This is a genomic window from Streptomyces sp. NPDC042102 (assembly GCF_055582305.1).
This window is the reverse complement of sequence record NZ_JBVJDL010000001.1, coordinates 1,155,965-1,175,102: the sequence shown is the minus strand read 5'-3', so window position 1 is coordinate 1,175,102 and position 19,138 is coordinate 1,155,965. Positions and strand designations below refer to the sequence as shown.

Annotated in this window: 16 protein-coding genes; 8 read left to right on the top strand and 8 right to left on the bottom strand. The window is 75.1% G+C overall.

Features of this window, described 5'->3' with window-relative positions:
* Window positions 1-80: 80 nt before the first annotated feature.
* From ACZ6KO_RS04880 to ACZ6KO_RS04855, 6 genes are all read right to left on the bottom strand, one after another.
* Entirely contained in the window at window positions 81-632 is a 552-nt protein-coding gene (locus ACZ6KO_RS04880) for a hypothetical protein (protein ID WP_469300001.1), read from the bottom strand.
* A gap of 187 nt (window positions 633-819) precedes the next feature.
* On the bottom strand, window positions 820-2,250 hold the full coding sequence (locus tag ACZ6KO_RS04875; protein WP_469299999.1) for a dihydrolipoyl dehydrogenase family protein: 1,431 nt from the start codon (window positions 2,248-2,250) through the stop codon (window positions 820-822).
* A gap of 98 nt (window positions 2,251-2,348) precedes the next feature.
* On the bottom strand, window positions 2,349-2,768 hold the full coding sequence (gene trxA / locus ACZ6KO_RS04870; RefSeq protein ID WP_469299997.1) for a thioredoxin: 420 nt from the start codon (window positions 2,766-2,768) through the stop codon (window positions 2,349-2,351).
* A 107-nt stretch (window positions 2,769-2,875) separates the two neighbouring features.
* Window positions 2,876-4,315, bottom strand: coding sequence for an aldehyde dehydrogenase family protein (locus ACZ6KO_RS04865; RefSeq protein WP_469299994.1), 1,440 nt, complete (start codon window positions 4,313-4,315; stop codon window positions 2,876-2,878).
* 261 nt (window positions 4,316-4,576) lie between these two features.
* Entirely contained in the window at window positions 4,577-5,761 is a 1,185-nt protein-coding gene (locus ACZ6KO_RS04860) for a thiolase family protein (protein WP_469299992.1), read from the bottom strand.
* A gap of 213 nt (window positions 5,762-5,974) precedes the next feature.
* Window positions 5,975-7,024, bottom strand: coding sequence for a LacI family DNA-binding transcriptional regulator (locus ACZ6KO_RS04855; protein WP_469299990.1), 1,050 nt, complete (start codon window positions 7,022-7,024; stop codon window positions 5,975-5,977).
* Between the two features lie 254 nt (window positions 7,025-7,278).
* Here ACZ6KO_RS04855 and ACZ6KO_RS04850 point away from each other — a divergent pair, with 254 nt between their 5' ends.
* The 3 genes from ACZ6KO_RS04850 to ACZ6KO_RS04840 all read left to right on the top strand — a co-directional run bounded on the left by ACZ6KO_RS04850 (window position 7,279) and on the right by ACZ6KO_RS04840 (window position 10,820).
* Complete coding sequence (locus ACZ6KO_RS04850) at window positions 7,279-8,538, top strand: MFS transporter (protein WP_469299987.1); 1,260 nt, start codon at window positions 7,279-7,281, stop codon at window positions 8,536-8,538.
* Between the two features lie 99 nt (window positions 8,539-8,637).
* On the top strand, window positions 8,638-9,333 hold the full coding sequence (locus tag ACZ6KO_RS04845; protein WP_469299985.1) for an alpha/beta fold hydrolase: 696 nt from the start codon (window positions 8,638-8,640) through the stop codon (window positions 9,331-9,333).
* 56 nt (window positions 9,334-9,389) lie between these two features.
* Window positions 9,390-10,820, top strand: a complete 1,431-nt coding sequence (locus tag ACZ6KO_RS04840) for an amidase (protein ID WP_469299983.1) — start codon at window positions 9,390-9,392, stop codon at window positions 10,818-10,820.
* A gap of 3 nt (window positions 10,821-10,823) precedes the next feature.
* Here ACZ6KO_RS04840 and ACZ6KO_RS04835 read toward each other — a convergent pair whose 3' ends face one another.
* Entirely contained in the window at window positions 10,824-12,863 is a 2,040-nt protein-coding gene (locus ACZ6KO_RS04835; RefSeq protein WP_469299980.1) for a hypothetical protein, read from the bottom strand.
* 72 nt (window positions 12,864-12,935) lie between these two features.
* On the opposite strand from ACZ6KO_RS04835, the gene ACZ6KO_RS04830 reads away from it, so the two are divergent.
* Window positions 12,936-13,394 (top strand): type II toxin-antitoxin system PemK/MazF family toxin, encoded by a 459-nt coding sequence (locus ACZ6KO_RS04830; protein ID WP_469299977.1) that lies wholly within the window; start codon window positions 12,936-12,938, stop codon window positions 13,392-13,394.
* Window positions 13,395-13,494: 100 nt separating this feature from the next.
* Here ACZ6KO_RS04830 and ACZ6KO_RS04825 read toward each other — a convergent pair whose 3' ends face one another.
* Entirely contained in the window at window positions 13,495-14,310 is an 816-nt protein-coding gene (locus tag ACZ6KO_RS04825; RefSeq protein WP_469299974.1) for a TIGR02452 family protein, read from the bottom strand.
* A 200-nt stretch (window positions 14,311-14,510) separates the two neighbouring features.
* Here ACZ6KO_RS04825 and egtA point away from each other — a divergent pair, with 200 nt between their 5' ends.
* The 4 genes from egtA to egtD are packed head-to-tail and all read left to right on the top strand — an operon-like array spanning window position 14,511 to window position 18,860.
* The gene (gene egtA, locus ACZ6KO_RS04820) at window positions 14,511-15,794 is read left to right on the top strand and encodes an ergothioneine biosynthesis glutamate--cysteine ligase EgtA (protein ID WP_469299972.1); all 1,284 of its coding nucleotides are present in this window, start codon (window positions 14,511-14,513) and stop codon (window positions 15,792-15,794) included.
* The gene (egtB, locus tag ACZ6KO_RS04815; protein WP_469299969.1) at window positions 15,791-17,110 is read left to right on the top strand and encodes an ergothioneine biosynthesis protein EgtB; all 1,320 of its coding nucleotides are present in this window, start codon (window positions 15,791-15,793) and stop codon (window positions 17,108-17,110) included. The genes egtA and egtB overlap by 4 nt, the downstream gene beginning before the upstream one ends.
* Entirely contained in the window at window positions 17,110-17,871 is a 762-nt protein-coding gene (egtC, locus tag ACZ6KO_RS04810) for an ergothioneine biosynthesis protein EgtC (protein ID WP_469299967.1), read from the top strand. The genes egtB and egtC overlap by 1 nt, the downstream gene beginning before the upstream one ends.
* Window positions 17,868-18,860: an L-histidine N(alpha)-methyltransferase gene (gene egtD / locus ACZ6KO_RS04805; RefSeq protein WP_469299965.1), complete on the top strand. Its 993-nt coding sequence runs from the start codon at window positions 17,868-17,870 to the stop codon at window positions 18,858-18,860. Before egtC ends, egtD begins: the two co-directional genes overlap by 4 nt.
* Window positions 18,861-19,138: the final 278 nt, after the last annotated feature.

Sequence of the window (19,138 nt, the reverse complement as noted above, 5' to 3'; positions counted from 1 at the left end):
TCGGGAGTGGTCGGCAGCGGTCGAACACGGTCGTCACCGGGACGTGCGGGCAGCGGAAGGGGAAGGCCCTCCGGGGGCTGCTAGTTGAAGGAGATCGGGGCGTGGACGTCGTAGGTGCGCTTGCCCGAGTTGAAGTGGTCGGCGCGGGTGACGACCGCGCACTGCACCGTCTCGCCGCAGATCTGGCCGCCGCCGAGGTCGGCCTTGACGTGGATGGTGACGCTGAAGGTGCCGCCGGGGCCGTACTTGGAGGTGTTGGCCAGGGTCCCGCCGAAGATGTTGTTGATCCAGTGGGAGGCACCGGTGGTGCCGGACTGGTCCGAGCCGCCCAGGCAGGGGGTCGGCTTGCTCGCGCCCTGCGCCCCGTTCACGGCGCACAGGCCGACGTAGATCCCCTGGCCGGGGTTGTAGCCGCTGCCGGTGACGGTGATGTTCTGGCCGGCCGCGGCGGCCGCGCCGGGCGCGGTGAGGCTGAGCCGGTAGGTGGTCCCGCCGTCGGTGACCGTGCGGGTCGCGGTGGCGGCCGAGGCGGAGCCGGCCAGTCCGAGGGCGAGCGCACCGGCGGCCGCGGCGGCGACGGCGGTCCGGGCGGCGGGGCGGACGAGGGAGCGGGACAGGGAGAGAGCACGCATGACGGCAGCACCTTTCCAGTGCGGGATGTCCGGCGCGAGGGCGCGGGAAGATCAAGAACTGAGGTTAGGCTAACCTAACCTCGATCAAGAAAAAAGGGCGGCTTCGCGCCACCCGACGCGAAACCGCCCTCGATCCGGCGGGGCGTCAACTCCCCTCCCCCGCCCAGGTGTTGCCCGATGCCACGGCCTATCCGCGATACGTCTCCAGTAGCCGCAGCCAGACTTCGCTCATCGTCGGAAAGGCCGGGACCGCGTGCCAGAGCCGGTCCACCGGCACCTCGCCCGCCACCGCGACGGTCGCCGCGTGCAGGAGTTCACCGGCTCCCGGGCCGACGAAGGTGGCGCCCAGCAGCACCTCGCGGTCGAGGTCGACCAGCATCCGGGCCCGCCCCGTGTAGCCGTCGGCGTACAGGCCCGCTCCGGTGACCTTGCCCAGGTCGTAGTCGACCGCGCGTACCCGCAGGCCCGCGCGTTCGGCGTCGGCGAGGGTGGGGCCGACCGCCGCGGCCTCCGGGTCGGTGAAGACCACCTGCGGCACGGCCGCGGTGTCGGCGGTCGCCGCGTGCGCGCCCCACCGGCCGGTGTCGAGCGTGCCGGCGCCCGCCGCGCGGGCCGCGACGACCGCACCGGCGATCCGGCCCTGGTACTTGCCCTGATGGGTCATCAGGACACGGTGGTTGACGTCCCCGACGGCGTACAGCCAGTCGTATCCGGTGACCAGGCAGGTGTCGTCCACGGGCAGCCAGCCGCCGGGGGTGAGCCCGACCGTGTCGAGCCCGATGTCGTCCGTGCGCGGCGCTCGCCCGGTGGCCATCAGCAGTTCGTCGCCCTCGACCGTCTCGCCGCCCTCCAGGACGACCGTGACCGGCCCGGTCGAGCCGTCCCGTACGACCGCCTCGACGTCCACACCCGTACGCACGACCGCGCCCGCCGCGCGCAGCGCCTCGGCGACCAGCTCGCCGGCGAAGGGCTCCATGCGGGGCAGCAGGCGGTCACCGCGCACCAGCACGGTGACCTGGGAGCCCAGGGCCTGCCAGGCGGTGGCCATCTCGGCCGCGACCACCGAACCGCCCACGATGACCAGCCGCCCCGGCACGTGCCGGGCGGAGGTGGCCTCCCGGCTGGTCCAGGGGCCGGCGTTCTCGACGCCGGGCAGGTCGGGGACCACGGCCCGGGTACCGGTGGCGACCACGACCGCGTGCCGGGCGGCGAGCACCTGGTGCACGTTCTCGGGACTGGTCACGGCGACCTTGCGGGGGCCGTCGAGCCGGCCGTGCCCGCGGTAGAGGTGGGCGCCGATGGAGTCCAGCCAGTCCTGCTGGCCGTCGTCCTTCCAGTTCCCGGTCCAGTAGTCGCGGTGGGCGAACACGGCCGCGCTGTCCAGCGCCCCCCGCACCGCCTGCGCCAGCCCCGGCACCTGGCGCGCCTCGGACCGGGCCAGCGCCGGGCGCAGCAGCGCCTTGCTCGGCACGCAGGCCCAGTACGAGCACTCGCCGCCGACGAGCTCGCTCTCGACCACGGCGGTGGTCAGCCCGGCGGCGCGGGTCCGGTCGGCGACGTTCTCGCCGGCCGGTCCCGCGCCCAGTACTACGACGTCGTATTCAATGGCTTCCGTCATGCGGTCCAGTGTCACGGCAGCGCCGACGCACCACGCCGCAACCACCGGACCCCGGCGTGCCGGACCGGTCGGCCGGTTCAGCCGACCGGTCAGCCCGTTCAGCCGGTGCCCTCACCGGCCTCCTTCGCGGCGTCGCCGGCCGGGCCGCCCGCCGCGCCCTGCTGCTCGGCGGTGATCTTCGCGCGCACCTCGTCCATGTCCAGGGCGCGCGCCTGCCCGATCAGCTCCTCCAGCATCGGCCCCGGCAGTGCGCCGGGCTGCGAGAAGATGGCCACCTGGTCCCGGATGATCATCAGGGTGGGGATGGACCGGATCTCGAACGCGGCGGCCAGCTCCGCCTGCGCCTCCGTGTCGACCTTCGCGAAGACCAGGTCGGAGTGGGTCTCCGAGGCCTGCTCGAAGACCGGGGCGAACCCCCGGCACGGTCCGCACCACTCCGCCCAGAAGTCGATCAGCACGAAATCGTTCTCGCTGACCGTCTGGTCGAAGTTCTCCTTGGTGAGCTCGACTGTAGCCACGGTGTTCCGGCCTCCTTCAGGCTTGCGTATGACCCGCACAACGACCGGAGGGCCCCAGTCATTCCGCGGGCCGGTGCACCGCTGCCGGGTTTCCTCCCAACGGGCGCTCAGAACGGGTGCGGGGCCGGGGTGCGGCGCAAGGTGGTCCAGCGCAGTTCGGTGAAGGCGTCCAGGTTGGACTCGCCGCCGAAGCGGGCGCCGGTACCGGAGTCCCCGGACCCGCCGAAGGGGGCCACCGCCTCGTCGTTGACGGTCTGGTCGTTGATGTGCACGGTCCCCGTCGGGATCCGCTCGGCCAGCTCCAGGCCGCGCGCCGGGTCGCCGGTGACGATGCCCAGCGAGAGCCCGTACGGGCCGGCCGCGGCCATGGCCACCGCCTCCTGCTCGGTGGTGAAGGAGCGTACGGGCGCGACCGGGCCGAAGACCTCCTCCGCGTACGCCGGGGTGTCGTCGGCGACGCCCGCGAGCACGGTCGGCCGGTAGAAGAGGTCCTCGTGGGTACCGCCGGCGACCAGCTTGGCGCCCTGTTCGGTGCTGGCCTCGACGAGCGCGTGGACCCGGTCGCGCTGGGCCGCGTCGATCAGCGGGCCGAGGTGGACCCGCTCGCGGTGGGGGTCGCCGACCGCGAGCGACTCGGCGCGGGCGGCGAGCCGCTCGACGTACTCGTCGTAGAGGGAGGAGTGCACCAGGTGCCGGCCGGCGGTCATGCAGACCTGGCCCTGGTGGAAGAAGGAGCCGAAGGAGGCCTGGGCGACCGCGGCCTCGACATCGGCGTCGCGCAGCACCAGCAGCGCCGAGTTGCCGCCCAGTTCCAGGTGGGCGCGGGTGAGGTGGCGGCCGGCGAGTTCGGCGACCCGGCGCCCGCTCGCGGTCGACCCGGTGAACGACACGACGCGGACGTGCGGTTCGGCGACCACGGCGGCCCCGATGCGCGCGTCGCCCGGCAGCACGTGCAGCAGGCCGCCGGGCAGCCCGGCGGCGGCGAACAGCGCGGCGAGCGCCAGCCCGCCGGACACGGCGGTGCGGGCGTCGGGCTTGAGCAGCACGGCGTTGCCGAGGGCGAGCGCGGGCGCCACGGAACGCATGGCCAGGATCAGCGGGACGTTGAAGGGCGCGATGACGCCGACGACTCCGGCGGGCACCCGCCGGGTGTACGACAGCCGGGGCGCCTCGCTGGGCAGCACCTGGCCGGTGGGGCGCGAGGCGAGCGCGGCGGCCTCGTAGCACTCCTGGGCGGCGACGTGCAGCTCGAAGTCCGCCTTGCCCGGGATGGACCCCGACTCCCGGACCAGCCAGTCGCGCAGTTCGTCGGCGTGGCGGGCGAACAGGTCACCGGCACGGCGCAGGACGGCCGCGCGCTCGGTGTGGGTGGCGGCAGCCCAGTCACGCTGGGCGGCGTGCGCCCGTACGGCCGCCTCGGCGACGTCGGGTACGGCCGCGAGGTCGAGGGTGGCGAGGATGCGACCGGTCGCGGGCTCGACGACCGGGGCCGTGCCGCCCCTCAGTGTCGGTCCGTCCTGCCAGATGGTGGGGTCGAGAAGCGGCATGGCGCGGGGGCCTCCGGGGCTGGGCTGGGCAGGGGTGAGGATGGGGGGTGGCGGGCGGAGCACGCGCCATGGTGCCAGACCGGATGCGTCAATTCTGTTCAGTTATTGGGCAGTTGCCGGGCGAGCTGACCGGAAATCATCGACCCGCCGCCCGGCCGGCCGGCACGGCCCCGGCCACCGGCAGCGGGCGTCGGTACCGTTCGCGGCCACCGGCCACCCCCGGCCCCGCCCCGGACCCGCGCCCGGCTCGCGGGCGCCTCGTCAGCGTTCCAGGACGAGTGCGATGCCCTGCCCGACGCCGATGCACAGCGCCGCCATGCCCGTGCCCGAGCCCGCCGCCGCGAGCTGGTGCGCGACCGCGCCCGCCAGCCGGGCGCCGGACGCGCCCAGCGGGTGGCCGATCGCGATCGCCCCGCCGCGCGGGTTGACCACGGCCGGGTCCAGCTCGGGCCACGCCGACAGACAGCCCAGCGCCTGGGCGGCGAAGGCCTCGTTGAGTTCGAGGACGTCGAGGTCCCCGAGGCTCCGCCCGGCCTTGGCCAGGGCCCGCTGGACCGCCTCGACGGGACCGAGCCCGAACAGCTGCGGCTCGATGCCGGTGACGGCCGACGCCCGGATACGGGCCAGCGGCTCGCGCCCGGTCGCCCGCAGCCCCTCCTCGTCGACCAGCAGCAGCGCGGCGGCGCCGTCGTTGAGCGGCGAGGCGTTGCCCGCGGTGACCGTGCCGTCCGCACGGAACGCGGGCTTCAGCCGGGCCAGGGCCTCCAGCGACGAGTCCGCACGGATGCACTCGTCGCGCGACAGGTCCACGCCGGGGTAGGGGACGACCTCGCCGTCGTACTGCCCGGTGGCCCAGGCGGCCGCGGCCTTGCGGTGGCTGGCCAGGGCGAACGCGTCCTGCGCGGCGCGGTCGATGCCGTACTTGTCGGCGATCAGTTCCGCGCCCTCCCCCAGCGAGACGGTCCACTCCGCGGACATCCGGGGGTTCGTCATGCGCCAGCCCAGGGTGGTGGACCACATCTGCTGGTGCGCGGCGGGGAAGGTGCGCTCGGGCTTCTGCACCACCCAGGGGGCGCGGGTCATCGACTCGACACCGCCGGCGATGGCGACCGAGGCGTCCCCGAGAGCGATGGCCCGGGCGGCCTGGATCACGGCTTCGAGGCCGGAGCCGCACAGCCGGTTGACGGTGACGCCGGGCACGCCGACGGGCAGGCCGGCGAGCAGGACGGCCATCCGGGCGACGTCCCGGTTGTCCTCACCGGCCCCGTTGGCGTCGCCGAAGACGACGTCGTCGATCCGCTCCGGGTCGAGCGCGGGCGTACGGTCGACCAGCGCGCGGACGACATGGGCGGCCAGGTCGTCCGGGCGGACCCCGGCGAGGGCGCCGCCGAACTTCCCGACGGGCGTGCGGACGGCGTCGACGATGTACACGTCGCGGATGCTCATGGGTTCTCCTGGGCGGATCCGTGCGGGCGCGCCGGTGGGCGCGCCCGCAGTCTCCGTCCCCCGATCACGGCCTGTCAACGCCTGTCGACGCCTGTCGACGCCTGTCAAAGGCCTCCGGCGCCCTCCGGCCCGTCAGCGGCGCGCCGAACCCGGTCCGGCCCGGCCCGAGGCGCTGCCGGGCCCCTTCCGGGCCCCACGGGGCGGCGGCGGCCGTCAGGTCGACTCGCGGGGTATCGCCACCGCCGCCATCAGCCCGGCCCGCTCGGTCGTCTCCGCGGGCTCGCGCACCATACGGTCGACGAGCGTCGCCAGGTGTTCGCCGGTGGGCATCTCGATCTGTACGGTGCTCAGCCGCGGCCGCAGCAGCCGGCCCAGCAGCAGGTCGTCGGCGCCCATGACGGCGACGTCGTCGGGCACCCGCAGGCCCTCGTCCTGGAGGGCGCGCATCAGGAGCATCGCGTACTCGTCGTTGTACGCGAACACGGCGTCGAGCCCGAGCGCGGGCCAGCGCCGGGCCAGCTCGGCGGCCGACCTCTCGGTGTAGGCCAGCGACAGGGGCTCCGCCTCCACCCCCGGCACCGAGCGCGCACCCCGCAGTCGCGGGGCGGAGAAGAGCTCCAGCCCGGCCTCCTCGGGGACGACCACACCGATCCGGCGGTGGCCGCGGTCGAGGAGGTGGGCGGCGGCGCACGCGCCGACCTCGCTCTGGTCCATGACCAGGGCGTGGGCGCCGGGCACGGTGGCCGGGCCGAGGGTGATCACGGCCTTGGCCCCGGCGCGCTTGAGGGTGGCGACGTTGCGCGCCGTGAGCGTGATCTCGCCGAGGGAGATCACCGCGACCGGGCGCAGTTCGGCCCAGGCCCGGGCCGCCTGGTCACCGCCCAGGCCGAGGCTGCCGTACTGGACGACGGTGTAGTCCAGGCGGCGCAGGGCCCACTGGAACTCGTTGAGGAAGGCGCTGTACAGCGGGCCCGTCGGGACGTGGGACGTGGGCAGCAGCACGATGCGGGTGTGGCCGGCGCGCAGGCTGCGGGCGGCCGCGTGGGGCACGTAACCGAGTTCCTCTGCGGCCTCGCGGACCTTGCGGCGGGTGGGCTCGCTGATCCGTACGGCTTCCGCGTTGTTCAGGACGTAGCTGACCGTGGCGCGCGAGACCCCGGCGAGGCGGGCGACGTCGGCGCTGGTCGGGGCGGTTGACGGCGGGGCCGAGGAGGTCGACGCGTGCTGGGCCCGCGGCTTCGGCGACTTCGGTGACTGTGACATTGCGCAGGCATCTTTCCAGACCGGTTGTCGCCGAGGGCTAGCGGTTGGCCGGAAACGAATGCTACACAGTGGTTACGCGAGTAACTGACACGTGTAACCCCAGTGTCACATCCCGCTCGTCCGGGTGTGCCCCCACGCGTCACCTCGCATCCCGCCGTGCCGCCGCCCTGCCGCGCTCCGTCGCACCCCCGCCGTCGCGACGGGGCGGCGCGCACCCCCCTCACCCACCCCGAACCCCTGCCCAGGAGGGCACCGTGGCCCTTTCCTCCCCCGGCACCGGCAGCGGCACCGCCGAGGCCTCTCCCGCCGCGTCCTCGGCGGATGCCCCCGCCCGCGGTCTGCTGCCCCTGCTGCTCGTCGGCAACACCGCCATGTACGCGCTCTACACCGGTGTCGCCGGCGTGCTGCTCGCGCTCCACGTCGAGGATGTCGACCCCGCGAACAAGGTGGCCAACTTCGGCCTGATCGCGGGGGTCTCGGCCATCTTCGCGACGGTGTTCAACCCGGTCGCCGGCGCCCTCTCCGACCGCAGCGGGCGGCGCAACCCGTGGATCCTCGGCGGCGGACTGGCCGCCGTGCCCGCGATGTTCCTGCTCGGCTTCGCCGACACCATCCTGCTGATCACCATCGCCTGGTGCCTGGGGCAGGCCGTGATGAACGTCTACCAGGCCGCCATCACCTCCGTGGTGCCCGACCGGGTCCCGGTGGGCGCACGCGGCAAGGCCTCCGCGGCGGTCGGTCTCGGCCTGCCCTTCGGCTCGACGATCGGCGCGCTGGCGGGCGCCGCGTTCTCCGAGGACTACCGCACCGGATACCTCGTCTTCGGCGCGATCGTGGCGGCCGCCGCCCTGCTGTTCACGGTCTGCTCCCGCGAGGAGCGGCTGCCGGCGCCCGCGCCGGTGCCCGCGCGCGCCCAGCTCGCCGCCTTCGCCGGGGCGCTGGCCCACCACGACTTCCGGTGGGCCTTCATCGGGCGCGCGCTGCTGGTGCTCGGGTACTTCGCGGTGAGCGCGTACCAGCTGTACATCCTCCAGGACCGCACCGTGCTGCCGCCGGGCATGGAACCCGAGGCCGCCGTGGCCGTACTGATGCCGCTGACCAGCGTGGCGATGGTCGTCTCGACCGTGGTGGGCGGCTACCTCTCCGACCGGTTCGACCGGCGCAAGCTGTTCGTCGGGGCGTCCGCGCTGCTGTCGGCGCTGGCGCTGCTGATCCCGGCACTGTCGGCGAGCTGGCCCGCGATGCTGGCGTTCGCCGTGGTCAACGGGCTGGGCTTCGGCTGCTACATGGCCGTGGACACCGCCCTGGTGACGATGGTGCTCCCGAAGGCGGAGGACGCGGCGCGCGACATGGGCGTGCTGAACATCGCCAACGCCGGCCCGCAGATCGTCGCGCCGTTCATCGCCTCGCTGATCGTGTCCGTGAGCGGCGGCTACACCGCGCTGTTCGTGGTGGCGGCGGTGCTGTCGGTGGCGGGCGCGCTGGCGGTCGGGCCGATCAGGACGGTCCGCTGAAGCGCCGCACGCCGTACGCCCGTAGACCGGGAACCCCGCCGAAACCCCGGGAACCAGACCGCAGAAGCCCGGGAACCAAGACCGCAGAAAGGCACGCACGTGCAGCTCCACACCCACACCTGGGGCGAGGGCGACCGTATCGCCCTCCTCGTCCACGGCATGATGGCCGACCACCGCACCTGGCGCCGCGTGGGACCGGCCCTCGCCGCGCGCGGGTACCGGGTGATCGCCGTCGACCTGCGCGGCCACGGCGTCAGCGGGCGCGGCGCGTACCGTCCCGCGCTGTTCGCGGACGACCTCGTCGCAACGCTTCCCGCCGGGGCCGAACTCGCCCTCGGCCACTCACTGGGCGGTCTCGCCCTCTCGCTCGCGGTGGACCGGCTGCGGCCGCGGCGCGCGGTGTTCTCCGATCCCGCCTGGCACCTGGCGAGCCCCGCGGAAGGGTTCGGGCCGGAGCTGTTCGCGCAGTTCAAGGCGGCGTCCGGGGAGCGGATCCGGGAGCTGAACCCGCGCTGGGAGGAAGCGGACGTCGCCATCGAGCTGGCCACGCTGGCCCTGTGGGACGAGACGACCGCAGGGAGCCTGGCGGCGCTCGCCGGAGAGGACCTGCTCCCGGCGGAGCCCGTCGTGCCCTCGCTCGTCCAGGTCGCCGACCCCAGCTTCCTGATCCCGCCGCAGCGGGCGGAGCTCCTGGCGGAGCGCGGCTTCGAGGTCCGGTCGGTCGCCGGGGCCGGGCACACCATCCACCGGGACGACTTCGACGGTTTCATGGCCTCGCTGGAAGGCTGGATCTAGCCAGCTCCGGACCTGCCCGTTACTGTCGGGCTACTGATCGGTAACGGGGAGGTCCGGTGTCAGTTCCGGTAGCGGCGTCCAGGTCCGACGGGCTGGCGCAGACCGCGCGATCGCTCGCCGAAGGCACGGTCTCCTCACGGGAGTTGACCGAGCGGGCCCTGGAGCGGATCGCGGCCTCGCAGCCCGTGCTCAACGCCTTCCGGATCGTACGGGCGCAGGCCGCGCTCGCCGAGGCGGACGCGGCCGACCGGCGACTGGCCGCCGGGGAGCGGCGGCCGCTGCTGGGGGTGCCGCTCGCCGTCAAGGACGACATGGACGTGGCCGGGCTGCCGACCGCGTTCGGCTGCCCGGGGGACTTCCCGCCGAAGATCGCCGACAGTGAGGCCGTACGCCGGCTGCGCGCGGCCGGGGCCGTGATCGTCGGCAAGACGCAGACGCCGGAACTGGGTCAGTGGCCGTTCACCGAGGGCCCCGCCTTCGGCGAGACCCGCAACCCGTGGAACCCCGCGTACACGCCCGGGGGTTCCTCGGGCGGTTCGGCGGCCGCGGTGGCCACCGGGCTGGTGCCGGCGGCCCTGGGTTCGGACGGGGCCGGTTCGGTCCGGATCCCCGCCGCGTGGACGCACCTGGTCGGCATCAAGCCGCAGCGCGGCCGCATCTCCACCTGGCCGGAGCCGGAGTCGTTCCGCGGCCTGACGGTCAACGGCGTGCTGGCCCGTACGGTCGCCGACGCGGCGCTGCTGCTGGACGCGGCGAGCGGTGCGCACCCCGGCGACCTGCACCGTCCGGCGCCGATCGACGCGGTCGCGGCCGCCGGCCGGGCGCCGCGGCGGCTGCGGATCGCGCTCTCCTTCGGGATGGCGTTCACCGCGACGCCCAAGTCCCTGGACCCGGTGGTCCGTTCGGCCGTGGAGCGGCTGGCCGGACGGCTGGAGTCGCTGGGGCACGAGGTGGTGCCCGAGGACCCGCGGTACGGACAGATCGGGCTGACCTTCGTGCCGCGTGCCACCCGGGGGGTGCGCGACTGGCGGGCGCGGGTGCCCGATCCGGCGCTGCTGGATCCGCGCACCCACGAGGCCATGCGCACCGGGCGGCTGCTGGGCGGGCTGCCGCTGCGCGTCGCCCGGCGGGCGGAGGCTCTGCTCCAGCACCGGATCGGGGAGATCTTCGGCCGCTTCGACGCGGTGCTCACGCCGACGACGGCCACCCCGCCGCTGCGCATCGGGGCCCTGGCCGGGCTCGGCGCCCTCGGTACCGACCGGGCGATGATCGCCGCCTGCCCGTACGCGTGGACCTGGAACATCCTGGGCTGGCCGGGCATCAGCGTCCCGGCCGGCTTCACCGCCGACGGCCTCCCCCTGGGCGCCCAGCTCCTGGGCCCGGCGGCTTCCGAACCTCGCCTGATCTCGCTGGCGGCCCAACTGGAGTCGGCGGAAGCCTGGTCCGCCCACTGGCCCCCGGCCCTGCCCGCGCCTGCGCCCGCTTAGAACCTACGTGGGGCACGGGTCGGGGCGCCAGCGGTCGACGGTGTCCCCGGTGAGCGTGAGCCAGGTGCCGTCGGCCAGAGCGACGGGGTCGGGGCAGGACGTGCCCGGGTAGGCGAGTTCGGCGAGGGGGCGCAGGGTCTCGGCGTCGAGGAGGAAGTGGCGGGGCGCGTCGGGCCGGGCGTCGGGGGCGGCGGCCGCCAGGACGTGGCCGGCGTCGAGGAAGCCGGCGCGATGGCCCACGAGCCTCAGTCCGTCGGGGAGTTCGGCCGCCGTCTCCAGGGTGACGTCCGGCGTGCCGCCGTCCGGGGTGTGGCGCGTCAGGCCGGCCCCGCCGATGTCCTGGGTGAGGAAGGCGCCGTTCAGGGCGGTGCCGGCCAGGGGGTCGCTCTCCCCGGCGACCTGTTCGGCGTGCAGGGCGCCGTCCTCGAAGGTGATCCGCAGGGTGTACTGCTCGTCGGGGCCCGCGCCGGCCGCGAGCAGGACGTACGGGGTGCCGCCGAGGGAGTGCTGGAAGGCGTACGAGGCGGAGTACGCGGGCAGGACCGCCTCGGCGAGCGGCCGGCCGGTGCCGAGGTCGAGGGCCAGGCACAGGTCACCGGCGTAGTCGCCGTCCGCGTCCGGGGTGCCGGGCGTGGTGACGAGGAGCACCTGGCCCCCGGGGACCGGGACGCACGCGCCGGAGGCGTTGTGGTCGCTCCACGCCGGGTGGCCGTACCGCCAGCGCACCCGGCCGTCGGCCTCGTACACGGTGACCCGGTCCTCGCCGGCGACCGCGAGGCCGGCACCGGGGACGGGGCTGGCGTAGCCGGCGTACGGCGGCCAACTGCCGTACTCGGTCGGGCGTTCGCCGATCCGCAGGACCCGGGTACGGGCGGTGTCGCGGACCACGAGCCAGTGACTGCCGCCGCTGGTCTGCCAGCCGTCGTGGCGCAGCAGGCAGTCGGCCGCGCCGGGCAGCCGCGTGCGGGAGACGAGGCGCGCGCCGGCCACCGGTATGGCGCGCCGCCAGCGGCGTACGACGGTGCCGCCGCCCGTGCCCGTGAGCCAGGTGCCGTCGCCCAGGGGCAGCGGAGGGCCGTCGTCCGGGGCGGCGTCGGGGTAGGCGAGTTCGGCGAGCGGGCGCAGGGTCTCGGCGTCGAGGAGGACATGCCGGGCCGGGCCCGGGCCGTCCGGGGCTCCGGCGGCCGCCGCGAGGATCCGGTGGCGGTCGAGGAAGCCGGGCCGGCCGGCGAGGAGCAGGCCGTCGGGCAGGAGGTCCGCGGCCGGCGCCTCGACCGGTGTCCACCGGCCGGGGTGGTGGCGCGAGAGGTGGCGGCCCGGGCGGTGGCGCGCGAGCCGGCTCCCGTCGGCGGCGACCTTGAGGAAGTCGTCCCGGGCGAGCCCGGGGCCGGCGAACGGCTCGTCCCAGCGGCCGATGCCGACGGTGTGCAGCGTGCCGTCGTACAGCTCGACGAGCAGGGCGTGGGCGGCGCCCCGGCCGCGCCCCTGCCCCTGCCCCTGCCCCTGCCCCTGGATCACGTTCAGTTGCACCTCGCGGGCCCGCGGCGCGAGGGACTGCTGGAACGCGTACGTCGCGCCGGACCCGGGCAGCGCCACCGAGGCCACCGGCTTCCCCGTGGCCAGGTCCAGCGCCACGCACACCTCGCCGGGGTAGTCCCGGCCGGGCACGGCGGCCGCCGGCACCACCGCGAGCAGGTGCGTGCCGGCCGGGTCGGCCGTACAGGCGCCGACCCCGTCCCAGGCCGGATGCCCGTACGCCCAGCGCTCCCGCCCGTCCGCCTCGTACACGGTGACGGTGTCCGGCCCTCCGACCGCGACCCCGCCGCCGGGCACCGGCGACGCGTACCGGGCGCCGCCCCCGAAGACCCCGTCCCGCCAGGCGACGACGCCCTCCCCCCGGCCCGCCGGCGCCACCCGCCCGACCCGGACCCCGTCCCCCGCGGGGGCCACCACCCAGTACGCACCGCCCCGCACCAGCCACCGGCAGCCCGGGGGCACCTCCTCACTGGCCATCAGCTCCACGAACTGCCGTGCACGTCCCATGGGCCCCATTGTCGGCGAACTGCCGCAGAACGAAACGGGCATGACCCCGGCCCGGGTCCGCACGGCGATAGCGTGGGCCGGGTGACGGCTCTCTTCGACCACACCGATCAGCCCGGCCGTGCCGGGGCCGCTGCCACCACCGAGGCCGATCCGCGTGCGATCGGGCCCGTGCGGACCTCCTACGCGCCCGACCACGACGGGGACCCCGATCCCGGGGAGATCGTCTGGACCTGGGTGCCGTTCGAGGAGAACGACGGGCGCGGCAAGGACCGGCCGGTGCTCGTCGTGGCCCGGGAGCCCGGCGGCACGCTGCTCGCGGTGCAGCTGTCCAGCAAGCGCCACGACCACGACCGCGAGTGGGTGCCGATCGGCACCGGGCCGTGGGACCGCGACGGCCGGGAGTCCTGGGTGGACGTGGACCGGGTGCTGCGGGTCCACGACCGTGGCATGCGGCGCGAGGCGTGCGCCCTGGACCGGGGCCGCTTCCAGCGGGTGGTGCACCGGCTGCGCGAGCGGTACGGCTGGCAGTAGGCCAGCGGCGGGAGGTCGGCCCGCCGGGCGACCGCGCCGCCCGGACCCGGCCTCGTGGCCGGTGTCCTGGGCGTCCGCCGCTCCCCGTCGTGGGCGCGTCCTACAGTTTTTCGAACACGGAATCGAACGCCCGCCGGGTCCGGCCCTCGCGGTCCAGGATGGCGAAGACCACCCGGTCGAAGGCGCCCGCGAACCGGCCCCGCAGCAGGTCGCGGAAGGCCGTGGCCACCTGGGCCGGGTCGTTCTGGAAGACCCCGCACCCCCACGCCCCCAGCACCAGCTGCCGGTGGCCGTGCAGCACCGCCGTCTCCAGGACCCGTTCCGCGCGCCGGGCCAGGGCCGCCGGGATGTCGGCCGCCCGTTCGGGCTCCTGGCGGCGGATGACCCCCGCGTTGGGGGCCGGCGACGTCAGGAAGGTGGCCAGGAAGGGCTCGGGGAGCAGTTCGCCCCGGTCGTCGCGGAAAACCGGTACCCCCGGGGAGTGAATCACCCGGTCGGTGTAGAACGCCGAGCGCAGCGCGCGGTGGGCCTCGTAGTACTCCGGGGCCTCGAGCAGCGTCTCGTAGAGCGCCGAGGCCCGGCACAGCGCCTCCTCCTGGGCCTTGGCCCCGCGCACGTATCCGCCCCCGGGATTGCGGGCCGACGCGAAGTTCAGCACCGCCACGGGGCCGTCCGCCGCGAGCCTGCGCGCCGCGACCGTACTGCTCTCCCCCGTCACCTCGACGGCGGTCCGGCCGCCCCCGCCCACCGGCTGCTCGTCTGGAATGACCTGGTTTGGCCCGTATATCCTGGTTCCCGCCCTGGCATCCGCCACGGCGGCGGCGAGGGAGACCTCCCGCCCCGACCGCGTCCGGTACGCACCGGCCGCCACGATCTCCGCGTTCTCCCGCGCGATGGCGCGCAACCTGCTGCTCATACCGCGATCCTCACGAACCGCGCGGCGGGACCGCAACGCAAATACACGGAAGCCACCGACGGCACGGAATACACCGACGACAACGACGACAGCAAAGACACCGGCGACGTGGATGGCGCGGATCGCATGATTCGCGCGCCCAGAGGGACGGGTAGGCACGGGTGATGCAAGGGCTTTCGACAGGAGACGAGGATCCGGTCATGCCACAGCCTCCGCCTCTCATCCGTTCCCGCAACCGCGCGCTCACCGAGACCGACGCCGAGGACCTGGTGCACGGCATCTGTTTCAAAACGGGCCCGCCCCGCCTCCTCGGCGCCGAACTCGAATGGCTGGTGGTGGACGCCGAGCACCCCGCCCGCCCCCTCCCGCCCGATCTGCTCGTCGCCGCGCACGACGCGGCCCGCGCCCTGCCACTGCGCTCCACCGTCACCGTCGAACCCGGTGGCCAGCTCGAACTCAGCTCCGCCCCCGCCGCCTCGCTGACGCGTTGCGTGGACGACCTCCAGGCCGACCTGGCAGCCGTCCGGGGCGCCCTGCACGGCCTCGGCCTCCTCCTGCACGGCTGCGGCAACGACCCCCGCCGGCCCGCGCGCCGGGTGCTCGACAGCCCGCGCTACCGCGCCATGGAGGCCTACCTCGACCGCACCGGCCCGGCCGGCCGCGCCATGATGCGCTCCTCGGCCTCCGTGCAGGTCTGCGTGGACGCCGGCCACGAGGAGCCGGGCCCGCTGGGGCACGGCCGCCGCTGGCACCTGGCCCATCTGATCGGCGCCGTGCTGGTCTCCGCCTTCGCCAACTCTCCCGCCCACGACGGCCCGTACGCGGGCTGGCGGTGCTCCCGCCAGGCCCAGTGGAGCGATCTCGACCCCCGCCGCGCGCTCGCCCCGCCGCTGGACGCCGCGCCCCGCGCGGGCTGGGTGCGGCACGCCCTCGACACCGAGGTGATGTGCGTACGGGCGGACGGCGACGACCCCTGGACCGTCCCCGACGGCCTCACCTTCCGCGACTGGCTGCGCACGGGCGGGCCCCGCCCGGCCACTGCCGACGACCTCGAGTACCACCTGACCACGCTGTTCCCACCGGTCCGGCCGCGCGGCCACCTGGAGCTGCGCATGATCGACGCGCAGCCGGGCGACGACGGCTGGCTGGTCCCGGTCGCCGTCGCGCACGCGCTCTTCGACGACCAGGAGGCCGCGGAGACCGCGTACCGGGTGGCCAAGGGCCTCGCCGACGCGTACGGCTCCCAGCCCGCCCCCCGCAACCGGCTCTGGCGTTCGGCCGCCCGCCGGGGACCGGCCGACCCGGAGCTGCGCACGGCGGCCGTCACCTGTTTCCGGGCCGCCGGCGAGGCCCTGCCGCGCCTGGGGGCCTCCACCGAAGTCCTGGACACGGTGGCGGCCTTCACCGAGCGCTATGTCCTGCGCGGCCGGTGCCCGGCCGATGACGTCCACGCCCCGACCGCCGGGAAGGAACCGCGCCCGTGACCACCGAAGCCGCCCGCCCGGCCCACCCCGATCTGCGTGAGCGGGTGTTCGACGCCCTGACCGCCGCCCGTGCCCGGACCGCCCTGCTCACCGACGCCGTCGACGAGCGGGACCTGACCGCCCAGCACTCACCCCTGATGTCCCCGCTGGTCTGGGACCTCGCGCACATCGGCAACCAGGAGGAGCTGTGGCTCCTGCGCCGGGTCGCCGGCCGCGAGGCGATGCGCCCGGACATCGACCCCCTCTACGACGCCTTCGAGCACCCGCGCGCCGAGCGGCCCAAGCTGCCGCTGCTCGGCCCGGCCGAGGCCCGGGCGTACGCGGCGGAGGTGCGCGGCCGGGTCACCGACCTGCTGGAGCGCACCCCGCTGGAGGGATCGCCGCTGCTCGACACCGCGTTCGCCTTCGGGATGATCGCGCAGCACGAACAGCAGCACGACGAGACCATGCTGATCACCCATCAGCTGCGAACGGGGCCGGCCGTGCTCACCGCGCCCGATCCGCTGGTCCCGGCCGGGCCGCCGCCGGCCGCCCGTGAAGTCCTCGTCCCGGCGGGCCCGTTCACCATGGGCACCTCCACCGAGCCGTGGGCCCTGGACAACGAGCGGCCCGCGCACCCCCGGACGACGGCGGTCTTCTGGATCGACACCGTCCCGGTCACCTGCGGCGCGTACCGGGCCTTCATCGCCGACGGCGGCTACCACGAACCGCGCTGGTGGGCCCCGGAGGGCTGGGAGCAGATCCGCAAGCACTCCATCGAGGCCCCCCTGTTCTGGCACCGGGAGGGCGAGATCTGGCTGCGGCGGCGGTTCGGCGTGACCGAGCCGGTGCCGGACGGGGAACCGGTGCTGCACGTCAGCTGGTACGAGGCCGACGCCTACGCCCGCTGGGCGGGGCGGCGGCTGCCGACGGAGGCCGAGTGGGAGAAGGCCGCCCGGTACGATCCGGCGACCGGCCTCTCGCGCCGCTACCCGTGGGGCGACGCCGACCCGACGCCGGAGCGGGCCAACCTCGGCCAGCGGCACCTGCGCCCGGCGCCGGCCGGCAGCTACCCCGCCGGGGCCTCCCCGCTGGGGGTGCGCCAGCTGATCGGCGACGTGTGGGAATGGACGGCCAGCGACTTCCTGCCGTATCCGGGCTTTCGCGCCTTCCCCTACCGCGAGTACTCGGAGGTGTTCTTCGGACCGGCCCACAAGGTGCTGCGCGGCGGGTCCTTCGCCGTGGCGCCGGTGGCCTGCCGGGGCACCTTCCGCAACTGGGACCTGCCGGTGCGCCGGCAGATCTTCTCCGGGTTCCGGACCGCGAGGGACGCCTGATGTGCCGTCATCTGGCCTACATAGGCCCGCCGGTGCGCCTGGGCCGGCTGCTCACCGATCCCGAGCACTGCCTGGTGCGGCAGTCCTACGCGCCGCGCCGGCAGCGGCACGGCACCGTCAACGCGGACGGCTTCGGCGTCGGCTGGTACGCCGAGGGCGACCCGGCGCCGGCCCGCTACCGCCGGGCGGGCCCGATCTGGGGCGACGCCTCGTTCGCCGACCTCGCGCGGGTGGTGCGCAGCGAGGCGGTGCTGGCCGCCGTACGCGACGCGACGCGCGCCGGCGCCGACGGGGAGGCGGCGGCCGCACCGTTCGCCGAGGGCCCGTGGCTGTTCAGCCACAACGGCGCGGTGCGCGACTGGCCGGGGTCGGCCGCCGATCTGGCCCTCGGCCTGCCGCCCCGGGAACTGCTCGAACTCGCCGCCCGCACGGACGCGGCCCTGGTGTGGGCCCTGGTGCTGCACCGGCTGCGGGCCGGTGACGACCTCGGTACGGCGCTGGCCGAACCGGTGCGGGAGCTGGCGGCCGCGGCGCCCGACTCCCGGCTCAACCTGCTGCTCACCGACGGCGCGGCGATCGCCGCGACCGCGTGGGGCGATTCCCTGTGGTACCTGGCCGACCCGGGCGGCGGGGGCCGCACGGTCGTCGCGTCGGAGCCGTACGACGACGATCCGCGCTGGCGCGAAGTGCCGGACCGGACCCTGCTGACGGCAACCCGCACCCGTGTCGCCCTCACCCCGCTCAAGGAGAACCACCTGTGAGTGACTTCCAGTTGACCCGGACCCTCGACGACGACGCCGCCGAGAAGGCGCTGCGCGCGGATGTGCTGCACGGCCTGACGCAGACCCCCAAGTCGCTGCCGCCCAAGTGGTTCTACGACGCGCGGGGCAGCGACCTCTTCGAGGAGATCACCCGGCTGCCCGAGTACTACCCGACCCGCGCCGAGCGGGAGATCCTGCTGGAGCGCGCCCAGGAGATCGCGGCGGCCAGCCGGGCGCGGACCCTGGTCGAGCTCGGTTCGGGGTCCTCGGCCAAGACCCGGCACCTGATCGAGGCCATGCCGGCGCTCGACACGTACATCCCGGTGGACGTGAGCGAGAGCGCGCTGGCGGGTGCGGCCGGGGTCCTGCTGGCCTCGCACCCGGGGCTGAGGGTGCACGCGTTGCTGGCGGACTTCACGCGGCCGCTGCATCTGCCCGAGAGCCCCGAGCCGCGGCTGGTGGTGTTCCTGGGCGGCACGATCGGCAACCTGGTGCCGGCCGAGCGCGCGACGTTCCTGGCGGCCGTCCGGGCGATGCTCTCGCCCGGGGACGCCCTGCTGATGGGGACGGACCTGGTCAAGGAGGAGTCGGTCCTGGTGGCGGCGTACGACGACGCCCAGGGGGTGACGGCGGAGTTCAACAAGAACGTGCTCGCCGTCATCGACCGTGAGCTCGACGCCGACTTCCACACGGCGGACTTCGACCACGTGGCGGTGTGGAACCGGGAGCAGGAGTGGATGGAGATGCGGCTGCGGGCCCGGTCGGAACTGACGGTGAAGATCCGGGCCCTGGACCTGGTCGTGCCGTTCGCGGCGGGTGAGGAGATCCTGACGGAGATCTCCGCCAAGTTCCGTCAGGAGGGGGTGCGCAAGGAGCTGGCGGCGGCGGGGCTGGAGCTGACCCAGTGGTGGACCGACGCGGCGGGCCGCTTCGCGCTGTCGCTGTCGGTGGCGGACGGGGAGGTGCGCACCGGTTCCCTCGGCGGATAGGGGACGGCGGGGACGCCCGAGGAGGAGGTGACGGCGTCCTCGGCCGCCGCGGCGAGGTCCCGCCGGTCCGGGTGCCGGCCCGGCGGGATGCGCGGCAGCAGCCGTACCTCGGCCCGCAGGCCGCGGGCCCGGGCGATCCGCCACAGGGAGGCGGGCAGCGGGTCGTCCCCGACGAAGGCGGGCGCCGCGGCGAGCCGGCCGCCGTCGAGGACGTAGCCGAGCTGTACGGGCTGGACGGGGACCTGTGCGTCCAGGGCGGCCTGGAACGCGGCCCGGCG

Coding starts and splice junctions, on each gene's coding strand:
- ACZ6KO_RS04880 (WP_469300001.1), bottom strand. CDS start 632: ATGCGTGCTCTCTCCCTGTCCCGCTCCCTCGTCCGCCCCGCCGCCCGG.
- ACZ6KO_RS04855 (WP_469299990.1), bottom strand. CDS start 7,024: ATGTCACAGTCACCGAAGTCGCCGAAGCCGCGGGCCCAGCACGCGTCG.
- egtC (WP_469299967.1), top strand. CDS start 17,110: ATGTGCCGTCATCTGGCCTACATAGGCCCGCCGGTGCGCCTGGGCCGG.
- egtA (WP_469299972.1), top strand. CDS start 14,511: ATGCCACAGCCTCCGCCTCTCATCCGTTCCCGCAACCGCGCGCTCACC.
- ACZ6KO_RS04860 (WP_469299992.1), bottom strand. CDS start 5,761: ATGAGCATCCGCGACGTGTACATCGTCGACGCCGTCCGCACGCCCGTC.
- ACZ6KO_RS04835 (WP_469299980.1), bottom strand. CDS start 12,863: ATGGGACGTGCACGGCAGTTCGTGGAGCTGATGGCCAGTGAGGAGGTG.
- ACZ6KO_RS04865 (WP_469299994.1), bottom strand. CDS start 4,315: ATGCCGCTTCTCGACCCCACCATCTGGCAGGACGGACCGACACTGAGG.
- ACZ6KO_RS04875 (WP_469299999.1), bottom strand. CDS start 2,250: ATGACGGAAGCCATTGAATACGACGTCGTAGTACTGGGCGCGGGACCG.
- ACZ6KO_RS04825 (WP_469299974.1), bottom strand. CDS start 14,310: ATGAGCAGCAGGTTGCGCGCCATCGCGCGGGAGAACGCGGAGATCGTG.